Annotated in this window: 12 protein-coding genes; all 12 read right to left on the minus strand. The window is 47.0% G+C overall.

The window, feature by feature from the left end; genetic code table 11:
- Positions 1–260: IS1 family transposase (locus tag JW878_01500; protein MBN1761740.1), on the minus strand; the 260-nt coding region annotated here is incomplete at its 3' end.
- A gap of 103 nt (positions 261–363) precedes the next feature.
- On the minus strand, positions 364–858 hold the full coding sequence (locus JW878_01505) for a hypothetical protein (protein MBN1761741.1): 495 nt from the start codon (positions 856–858) through the stop codon (positions 364–366).
- Positions 855–1,397: a hypothetical protein gene (locus tag JW878_01510; protein ID MBN1761742.1), complete on the minus strand. Its 543-nt coding sequence runs from the start codon at positions 1,395–1,397 to the stop codon at positions 855–857. The genes JW878_01505 and JW878_01510 overlap by 4 nt, the downstream gene beginning before the upstream one ends.
- Before the next feature lie 48 nt (positions 1,398–1,445).
- Complete coding sequence (locus tag JW878_01515) at positions 1,446–1,829, minus strand: hypothetical protein (protein ID MBN1761743.1); 384 nt, start codon at positions 1,827–1,829, stop codon at positions 1,446–1,448.
- Between the two features lie 106 nt (positions 1,830–1,935).
- On the minus strand, positions 1,936–2,964 hold the full coding sequence (locus JW878_01520) for a radical SAM protein (protein ID MBN1761744.1): 1,029 nt from the start codon (positions 2,962–2,964) through the stop codon (positions 1,936–1,938).
- Positions 2,965–3,141: 177 nt separating this feature from the next.
- A complete protein-coding gene (locus JW878_01525; GenBank protein MBN1761745.1) occupies positions 3,142–4,233 on the minus strand; it encodes a radical SAM protein in 1,092 nt (363 codons plus the stop codon).
- A 106-nt stretch (positions 4,234–4,339) separates the two neighbouring features.
- Positions 4,340–5,092, minus strand: coding sequence for an ABC transporter permease (locus tag JW878_01530; GenBank protein ID MBN1761746.1), 753 nt, complete (start codon positions 5,090–5,092; stop codon positions 4,340–4,342).
- Complete coding sequence (locus tag JW878_01535; protein ID MBN1761747.1) at positions 5,050–5,790, minus strand: ABC transporter ATP-binding protein; 741 nt, start codon at positions 5,788–5,790, stop codon at positions 5,050–5,052. Before JW878_01535 ends, JW878_01530 begins: the two co-directional genes overlap by 43 nt.
- Positions 5,787–6,743: an ABC transporter substrate-binding protein gene (locus JW878_01540; protein MBN1761748.1), complete on the minus strand. Its 957-nt coding sequence runs from the start codon at positions 6,741–6,743 to the stop codon at positions 5,787–5,789. The genes JW878_01535 and JW878_01540 overlap by 4 nt, the downstream gene beginning before the upstream one ends.
- 101 nt (positions 6,744–6,844) lie before the next feature.
- Positions 6,845–7,627 (minus strand): ABC transporter ATP-binding protein, encoded by a 783-nt coding sequence (locus tag JW878_01545; GenBank protein MBN1761749.1) that lies wholly within the window; start codon positions 7,625–7,627, stop codon positions 6,845–6,847.
- The gene (locus JW878_01550) at positions 7,615–8,238 is read right to left on the minus strand and encodes an ABC transporter permease subunit (GenBank protein ID MBN1761750.1); all 624 of its coding nucleotides are present in this window, start codon (positions 8,236–8,238) and stop codon (positions 7,615–7,617) included. Before JW878_01550 ends, JW878_01545 begins: the two co-directional genes overlap by 13 nt.
- Before the next feature lie 128 nt (positions 8,239–8,366).
- Positions 8,367–9,350: an ABC transporter substrate-binding protein gene (locus tag JW878_01555; protein ID MBN1761751.1), complete on the minus strand. Its 984-nt coding sequence runs from the start codon at positions 9,348–9,350 to the stop codon at positions 8,367–8,369.
- Positions 9,351–9,369 lie beyond the last annotated feature (19 nt).

Raw genomic sequence — 9,369 nt, forward strand, 5'->3', positions numbered from 1 at the left:
ATAGCTCGTATTCCGTTCTTCTCGACCAGCAATTTGCAGATCATGATGATCTGCTCTTCTTTGAGGTGTCTGTTGTAGAATACCGTGTTTTTGGTTTCTACGAAGACACTGCCGCATGTCTTGCATTTAAATCGCTGCTGGCCGTTTTTGTAATGTCCATATTTAACTATGTTGCCTGCACCGCTTTTGCCATAATCACGGCAATTTGGATTGGAACAGAACTCTTTTTGAGGATCTGCCTTTAATTTGCTATTTGGCATAAATATAGGTGGGTAAACCACCTATATAAATCAACCGCATGTCAGGACACTACCGAATTTTCGAATGGCGGAATTCGTAGTATCTCAACGGTTTTATATGAGTTCACTTATGCGATTTACGTTCAATCCTTTCAAGACTCCACGCTATTTTCTCTATATGATCCTCTTTTGGGGAAAACGAAAAGGCAATTTCTCTTTCCTCTTTGGAAAGCTGCTTGAAATCCACAGAAATGCTATCTTTCCTTTCTCGATTATATCCATCGTTGAACTTTAATTCAACTTTGACAAAACCTTTATCTTTCTTTATCTGCTCAAAATCTGTTTCCAAATCAATTTCTTGGCCAGAATCGAAAGACGATACAAAAAAGGATTTATCTTCATTGGCGCTGGACTTAACGTCCACGTTGACATCCTTAGCAAGTCTTCCAGTATTTATTAAATACCGTTCATCTGTGACTCCCGGTCTTAAAGAAAAAATTGGTCGTGCAGATTCCAGTCGAATTTTTCGTGTTTCCCACAAATAAAGTCCTGTAATAATCACCAATATAACTGTTACAAAAACAGAAACCCATAGTGGATTAAGTTCTGAAATATTCATTGTTTTTTCTCCACTATTTCCCCAAACTTTTTAGCATGCTCTATATCTGGTTTACCATACTGGCTTTCAAAGAGAATATCTACGATTATATTTAATTTCCTGAAATGAACGCAGCTTTGATGACCATATTTCCATCCATAACTTTCATCACCTAGTTCTACTGAAGTTATCTTAACTTTCTCAGCCTCGTATTTCTTTTGATTTTCAAATGCCTTCTTTGCATCACTAATATTATGATATTTGTCAACTTCACAAGTAAGATAGTCGGTTCCAAATATCTCTCGGGAGAATGTTACCCAATATTTTTCATCAATACTCTCTTTATCACATCTCATCCATTCATCAGGCATATCATCTATTGTCAATGCTATATCAGAAGGGGCTTTTGTAATTAATGCTGTTGTCGCTGTTGTGGTTGTTATTGACGAAGAAGTATCTGGAACTTTTACTGGGGTTTCCTCTTCAACACATCCCGATAATATCACTATCAACGAAATTGCTACTACACCTATTAGACCAACCAAGGATTTTCTTTTCATCTGCGAACTCCTTGTAATCTCTTAACGAATGATATTGATAACCACCATTTAATCAAATAACTTAGAGATGTATTTCAAGTAATCTCCCGACCATTTTAAAAAATCAATCAACGAAGAATGCTTCTTATAAGTAATTGAAGCGAATTTCATTTTTTCTCCTCCACCAACCGCAGATAGAAGAAGATATTTTTTCCCCCTCCTTTTTAGCCATTGCACTATCTTTTGTTCTCCAATAGTTCCACTGTTCATCACAACCGCGGAAAAAGTTATCTCTCGTAGCTGATATAACCTAGATCGGTTAAACAATTCTAAGGAATAAAAGTACAACATCTCGTCGGGTCTCTTTTCATAATTTATCAGCCTAACGGATAGGATACCATCGTCATAAACACTATAATTTGCAGGTGATTCTGACGTTGTATCGCTATCCATTGATCTTTCCTTAAATTCAAAGACGTTGATCGTATTTAAAGTTTGCTTAAAAATAGTCTATTTTTGATGTGACATAGATGGGTTAACAGGACAATCCACTCTTAAATCACGTCTCTTCAAAAAACCGCTCATCACACAACGGATCCTCACCCATATAATCGCCGGAATGGCGGTATGCGCGCACGCGGCAGCCGCCGCAGAGCTGCTTGAATTTACAGACCCCGCATCGTCCTTTGACCTCGCGACTTTTGAGGTTAGTGAAGACTTCCGAGTCCAGGATCTCACGAAAGCTCTGCTCCTTGACGTTTCCTGCCTTCACTTCCAGGAGCGGACAGGGCACGACATCGCCGTTTGGCTTGATCGACATCATACCAATACCGGCGCGGCAGCCCGGTACTTCGTTGTAATAGAACTCGGGTACGGGCAGTCCCGTTTCTGCGCTGCGTTTTAGCACTACCCAGTACTGACATGCCTGCGTCGTGCATATTTCCAAATTACGTCGCTGCGTCTGCTCTTCGTAGAGCTGCTGCACGTTCTGCGCATAGTGACTCATATCGAGTTCAGCATCAGGGATTTCCGCCTCGCCGCGACCCATCGCGATATAGTGGAACATTCGAGCCTGCCGTGCGCCCAGTTCCTCTGCGATATCAAGGATCTCCGCAGTCTCTTGCTCGTTCTGCTTCATAATGCACGGATCGATCACCACACTCATGCCTGCTGCTTTACACCTTTTCACGCCGTTAATAGTCTTCTCAAAGACGCCGTTGCCCCTTATCGCATCGTGCGTCTCCTGCGTGCCGTCGATCGCGATGATGACCTCGTTAATGCCCGCGGCCTTTAATCGCCTGGCAACGTCTTCGGTGAGCAGTACTCCGTTGGATGCGAGGACGAGGGTCACGCCTCGTTCCTTACCGTACTTGATGATCTCAAAAAGGTCTTTGCGTACCAGCGGCTCGCCACCGCCCAGCGTAACGCGTACATTATCGCCAAATGTCGCCGCAATGTCGTCAATGAGCGTACAGGCCTGCTTGGTGCTCAGTTCGTCGTCTAACGGCGTCGCTGCGTCATAGTAGCAGTGCTTGCACCGCAGGTTGCACGCTCGCGTAACGTTCCAGTTGATATTGAATTTTGGCATCTTCCTTCGTGCTCACCTTTTAAGGATTAAAAATTAGAGGATATATAACCTCTTAGTTCTTTCACTTCGCTTAATCCATTCCATTTTTGAAGATAGTTGCGTTTTTGTACTACATTATTTACGCTGGCAGATTTTTGATAGTGTAATTCTTTTTACGGAATTACTAACGCGTAAAAGTCACACGTGCCACCCATTAACCAGCGGACACACGGGATCTTCAGCTAAATAATCGCCCGTCACACCGTACGCTCGTGACCGGCATCCGCCGCAGATTTGCTTGTGTTTGCAGGTTGCACACTGCCCCTTCAAGGCTCGTGCCCGCAACGCCTTGAACATCTCGGAATTCCGGACGATCTCCAGGAAACTCGACTCCCGTAGATTCCCGGCCTTCGCCGGCAGATACGCACAGGGCGTTACGTCGCCGTTCGGAAATATGTGAAACCGGGTGATGCCGGCCGTGCAGCCGGTGAATTCAAGGCCCTCTCTGCCATCCACCAGTCCTGCTTCCTTCAGGTAAGCCCAGTACTGCGGGTTGCAGATCGGCTTGAGCCACGTCTTCGCTTCCTTCTGTCTGGTCACCATGTCCTTGAAGAATTGCAGGTTCTCAGCGGTGGAGAGGCATGCATCGGAGATCTGCTTGCCGCGACCCACGGCAATCAAGTAAATAAGATAAATTCGCCATTGCTCTAAGTCGTCCGCAAGCTCGATTATCTTCGGGATTTCGTGGTAATTGTCCCGTGTAACCATCGTGAAGAACTGGGTTGCTATTCCTTCCTCTTCGCAGATTCTCCTTCCACGCATTATGCCCTCGAACGCGCCTTCCACACCGCGAAACTCGTCATGTGCCGCGCCAATCGCATCAATGCTCATTGCCGCGCGTTCCAGACCCGCTTTCTTCAACCGCTTCGCAATGTCGTGCGTCATTAACGTTCCGTTCGTCGCCATTACGACCTGTATGTCAAAAGACGATGCGTACTCGATGAGGTCATAGATGTCCGCTCTCAGCAGTGGCTCACCACCCGTGAATCCGAACTTGACCGGGCCGAGCTTGGCAGCGTCCTCAATGAGCGCGAAACCCTCTTCCGTCGTGAGCTCATCGGGATCTTCCTCGCTGATCGCGCAGTGTTTACACCGCAGGTTACATCGCTTCGTCACGGCCCATATCACCTCGCCCGGTAAATAACTGAAACAGCCCGTGCCAACCGCATCGTTCGCAAAGATCTCATCCTTATGCAGCGCTATCCACGACTTCAGCTCTTCGTTTGACATTATTTCCTTTTTACAAAAACATCCATAAAAACCTATTACGTTCTGTTCATATTCAGAAACGAATACGACATGTCACGGCGTGGGCCGAACGCGAATAGGTTGGGGTTCACACATAAACCCATCTGCAGACCTTCCGCTCCACACGGTCGATGAGGACATAAACGCCGAAGCCGAGCAGCGCCATTGTAACGATGGCAGCGTACAAATCAGGGTAATTCGCTCTGCTCCAGGCGTCCATGATCAAATAGCCCAAGCCTCGAGTCGTTGCGAACGACTCCACGAAGAAGAGCACTGCGATTGACGTTCCCACACTTATCCGCATTGCAGTAAGGATCTTCGGGAAACACGCAGGTAAAATGACGTGCTTGTAAATCTCTTTCTTACTCGCACCTAGGGAGAGCATGGGATAGATGTAATTCCCGCTTATGTTCCGCGATGCGTCACGCGTCGTCACGAGGATCTGGAAGAAGACGATCAGCGCGATCATTATTATCTTTGACAAATCGCCGATGCCGAAGAGGAGGATGATCACGGGCAGCAAGACGATATGCGGGATTGGATACAGCATATAGATGAGGGGCGCGACGAATTTATCCACGCGTCGCTCGTGACTCAGCAATCCGATAGGAACCGCGAGTGAAAAGGCCAGCGCGATTCCGTAGCCAATCCTGAACGCGCTAATAAGCAGGTGCGAGATAAAATCGCTCTTCAGCCCGGCTATTAAGGCAAAGAGCACGGTCAACGGCGTTGGCAGCGCGATCGAGTCCAGAATGACCGCCAATACATGCCATAGTCCGTAAATCGCTAGTGCCGTAATTAAATAGCTCCACCATCTAAGCTCTGCCTTACTTCCCTGCATTTATCGAAGAATTCCTCCTTTGTTCTGTAATCCAAATCACCCATCCGTGGATTTTCCACCGTTTTTAGCACCGTTCCTGGCCTCGGCGAGAGTACAACCACTTTTTTGCCCAGGAATACCGCTTCCTCTATGCTGTGCGTTACCAGCAGCACGGTCATCTTCTTCTCCTCCCAGAGCTGGAGTAAAAAGTTCTGCAAATTCTCCCTCGTCAACGCGTCTAATGACGATAACGGCTCGTCCATGAGCATAATCTGTGGATTCAACGCTAATGCACGCGCGAACGCGACTCGCTGCTGCATACCACCCGAAAGCTGCTTCGGATAATATCGCTCGAAGCCCTGTAAATTGAGATCTGTGAGAAGCGATGAGACGATCTCCTTGCGCTCCCGTTTACCGAAGCCTCGCAGCTCTAAACCCAGCGAAACGTTCTCGTAGACCGTCTTCCAGGGGAACAAGCCGTAATCCTGAAATATGAGTGCTAACTCTTTTGACGCCGCCGTTAGCTCCTTTCCTTCAACCAGCACTCGTCCCGCTGAGGGCTTCAGGATACCGGAGAAGATAAGGAGCAGCGTCGTCTTACCGCAGCCCGAAGGGCCGATAACCGCGCAGCTCTCTCCATCCCGTATGTCGAACGTGACGTTATGAAGTGCTTCCGTTCCATCAGGAAAGGTCTTGGTTATCCCCGTCGCTTCAATCATGCACTTTCATAAATCACGTCCTCATATAAGATTTCTTCCGTCACCAGACCCTTGCTCTGCATCCAACTGAGCACGGCATCGAAATTATCGCGTGGATACGGCGCCGCCTTCATGTACGTCCCCATCTTGTAACTGTCCGCGATCTCTTCCGGCACTTTTGCAATCTCCACGAGGAGGGTACGGTAATTCTCTGGATTGGCATTTATTCGCTCTATCGCTTCGTTATACGCCGCCAGGAATTGAGCAACGCTCTCCGTTTTTTCCTCTATGAACTCACCTCTAAAAACGATCACGGTGTAACCGATCCTTTCATCTAAATCGGAATCCGCGATGACCAGAGTGGCGCCCTCGTAAATCGCGTAACTCGCTAACGGGTCAGCCAGTGTAGCCGCATCATATTTGTCCTCAAGCAGCATCTGCATTCTTATTGGCACTTTCTTCTCTTCTATCTTGCTCGCTGTTACCTCACCGAGTAGATTATCCGTTATCCACTCGATGACGGTATTACTGGAGATGGCTATCTGTTTGCCTTCTAAATCCTCGACGGAGGTTATGCCCGAATTCGGGCTTGCAAGGATGGCGAACCGCATCTTCTCTGGGGTCTCATACATTTCCTGGCTGACAATTCTGGCATTGTAACCCGCGTTACGCAGCACCAGCGTGCCCACGGGATCGTTCTCTTCTGCGTCTATTTCACCTGCAATTAACGCGCTGTCTCGCTCCATTGCACTCATGAATGGCACGACCTCAACGTCCAATCCATGCTCCAAAAAAATCCCTTCCCGTTCTGCCACGTAATACGGTAACGTTGCCTCGTCCGGCATTGCGCCCACTTTCATCACTATAGCTTCCTCAACGACGGCACCCTCTTGCGTTTGTTCCAAGCATCCAGCGCACCCTGCCGCAATGACCAGCACTACGGCAATCAGTATCAACCTTCTAGTTACACTCATAACTCAGGCGTTTCTCATCTCGCCATATAAACATATCCTTTTATGTTCATATCCGAGAATGGATATTACATGTCACGAGGAGATCGAAGCATGGATAGGTATTATTGAGCTACCGTTTCATCAGAGAAAAGCTCTCTTATCCTGTTCTCCAATACCCTAAATTCCCTAGCACCTCTGTCTCGCGGCCTACTCAATCCCACATTGAGCGTGGCTTTCACTTTCGTCGGACGATCTGAGAGCACGATTATGCGATCGGCCATGTAAATGGCTTCCAGGGGGTCATGTGTGACGAAGATCGCCGTCATGCTCTTCTCCCTCCATATTCTCAGGATCTCGTCTTGTAATTCCTCTCGCGTTCGTACATCCAGACCCGTGAGGGGCTCATCCATAACCAATATACTTGGATCGGTTACAAGAGCTCTAGCAAGAGCAACCCTTTGCTTCATCCCACCACTCAACTCGTGAGGAAATGCATCCCAAAAATCCGCCAGCCCGACCAATGAAAGCGCCGCTCTCACAATCGCTTCATCTCCGTCGGTGACCGTACCCCTTTTTAATTCAAGAGCGAGTTTTACATTTTCCTCTACCGTCCTCCAGTAGAGCATCCTCGGCTCCTGGAAGACTACACTCAGATCGCCAAGGTAGCTCTCTCTTTCAGTTGCAATCTCAGTCCCGTGAATGAAAATTCTACCGGAATCAAAGAGTTCGAGCTGGGCTATTATGCGCAGGATTGTCGTCTTACCACAGCCCGACGGCCCCAATATACAAATAAATTCGCCTCCGTGGATATTAAAATTGACTCCGTTCAACACATCAAGAGCGCCAAAATGCTTACGAAGTTCCTCGATTCTTAAAACCTCTTTCATTTTTTTTACCGCTTCCATCTCCTCATATATCGTCTGTCAATAGAGTTGAAAATACCATAATCAAACAGTATGATTATTATTGCACAGCAGAGTGTCCAGGCAAACACGTTTTCTATGGCATAGACCTCGTATGATACCCATAACATGTAGCCGATTCCACTCGCGGCGCCGAAGACTTCTCCCAAAATGACCACTTTCCACGCTATTTCAAAAGCGGTCTTGAATGCAGAGAAAGCATAAGGATAAAGCATCGGCAATATTATCTTCTGCAGTATTCGCAGCCTATTTCTTGTGTAGGTCATTGCCATTTCAACTAAATTCTCGTCCAACTCTTTCACTCCTTCCCAGATATTTATTATGAAGAACGGAATGACCGCTGCTGAAATTGCCAATATGGGCGTCTTATTTGACATTCCAAACCAGACCACAAAGACCAAGACCCAACAAATCGCGGGAATGGATTCAAATAAGGGATAAACCACCGAACTGATGGCATATTCTGCTCTCCTGCTATATCTCGGTAGTATCCCGAACATGATGCCCAGACACGAGCCGAAGAAAGTCCCAAAGAGTACCCTGTAAGTAGTCACTCCAATGTGATACCAGCCGCTCTCTGACGATAAGAGCATAAAGAAAGCGTATAGAGTCTCTATCGGGTTGGGAAAGAGGGGAGAGCGGTAGTACTCGGAGATTGTTAACCAGAGAAGGAGGAAGACAGCTATGGAGAGGATCTGATAGATTGTTTTAGCTCTCATTGTTATATGCTTACAAATGCATCTTCGGGATCCGGTACTTCTGCTATGATCCCTCGAGCCTTTGTAAACTCAAATATGGCCATCGCCGCCCCTTTGTTCTGATCGGTAATTGGCGTGAGGGATACAGAATAATGATTGCAGTAAGCCGTTTTGTAATAATCTGCAGTGCCACCGAATTCTTCAGCATACCACGCGCATATCTCATCCATATGCGCCTCTCCATACGCTTTCGACTGTATGAGATCATTTATTACCGCTTCTGCCTGGTCTTGGTGTGTTTCGAAGAAGTCTGAGTTGACCACGAGAAGTGACGCGGGTGTATATTCGCCGTACTCATCCTTGAATGCTTCATCAACATTCCATATCACCCGGTATTTATCACTATAATAGGTCTTAACAGATACGTCGCCGAGCATTAAAGAGGCATCGATATCTCCACTATCCAAGAGTGTGGGGAGTAATGGGGGAGCTTTATCTACGAGTTCAATATCTTCTTCACTTATACCATATTCCCTTCTCAGCATCTCCAAGAAGATAGTCGTGCTGGTGGTTTTAAGACCAGGAACGCCCACTTTCTTTCCCTTGAGGTCCTCCGGAGTGAAAATGTCACTATCTTTCCGTGCGTATACCCTAGCGACTCCTTCTCCACTGTTCAGGCCATGATGCGAGATGTAGATATACGCGGCTTTCAACGGTATACCCTTTTCATAAGCGATAGCGAATGCAGCGGTTGACATCTCGCCTATATCACCGCCTCCTGCCATCATATGTTCATTGTGGTTGACTGTATTCTCGATTACTACTTCAGTTTGAGGTTTCACGAGTTCGTTTTCCAGCGGATAAGTGAGTATTTGATGAGCGAAAAAAGGACCCGTGACAATTCGAACCGGAGGTTGAGGTTCCGGATTTTGAATGAATATGCCAATTCCGCCTGCAACTATGACCAGCACTACGGCGAGCAGTATCAACCTTCTATTTACACTCATAACTCAGGCGTTTCTCATC

It is taken from the genome of Methanomicrobia archaeon, assembly GCA_016930255.1.
GTDB lineage: Archaea > Halobacteriota > Syntropharchaeia > Alkanophagales > Methanospirareceae > JACGMN01.

What these genes read in the sequence shown, in the direction of transcription:
- JW878_01505 (MBN1761741.1), bottom strand. Translation starts at nt 858, where the DNA reads ATGAATATTTCAGAACTTAATCCACTATGGGTTTCTGTTTTTGTAACA.
- JW878_01510 (MBN1761742.1), bottom strand. Translation starts at nt 1,397, where the DNA reads ATGAAAAGAAAATCCTTGGTTGGTCTAATAGGTGTAGTAGCAATTTCG.
- JW878_01515 (MBN1761743.1), bottom strand. Translation starts at nt 1,829, where the DNA reads ATGGATAGCGATACAACGTCAGAATCACCTGCAAATTATAGTGTTTAT.
- JW878_01520 (MBN1761744.1), bottom strand. Translation starts at nt 2,964, where the DNA reads ATGCCAAAATTCAATATCAACTGGAACGTTACGCGAGCGTGCAACCTG.
- JW878_01525 (MBN1761745.1), bottom strand. Translation starts at nt 4,233, where the DNA reads ATGTCAAACGAAGAGCTGAAGTCGTGGATAGCGCTGCATAAGGATGAG.
- JW878_01530 (MBN1761746.1), bottom strand. Translation starts at nt 5,092, where the DNA reads ATGCAGGGAAGTAAGGCAGAGCTTAGATGGTGGAGCTATTTAATTACG.
- JW878_01535 (MBN1761747.1), bottom strand. Translation starts at nt 5,790, where the DNA reads ATGATTGAAGCGACGGGGATAACCAAGACCTTTCCTGATGGAACGGAA.
- JW878_01540 (MBN1761748.1), bottom strand. Translation starts at nt 6,743, where the DNA reads ATGAGTGTAACTAGAAGGTTGATACTGATTGCCGTAGTGCTGGTCATT.
- JW878_01545 (MBN1761749.1), bottom strand. Translation starts at nt 7,627, where the DNA reads ATGGAAGCGGTAAAAAAAATGAAAGAGGTTTTAAGAATCGAGGAACTT.
- JW878_01550 (MBN1761750.1), bottom strand. Translation starts at nt 8,238, where the DNA reads ATGCTCTTATCGTCAGAGAGCGGCTGGTATCACATTGGAGTGACTACT.
- JW878_01555 (MBN1761751.1), bottom strand. Translation starts at nt 9,350, where the DNA reads ATGAGTGTAAATAGAAGGTTGATACTGCTCGCCGTAGTGCTGGTCATA.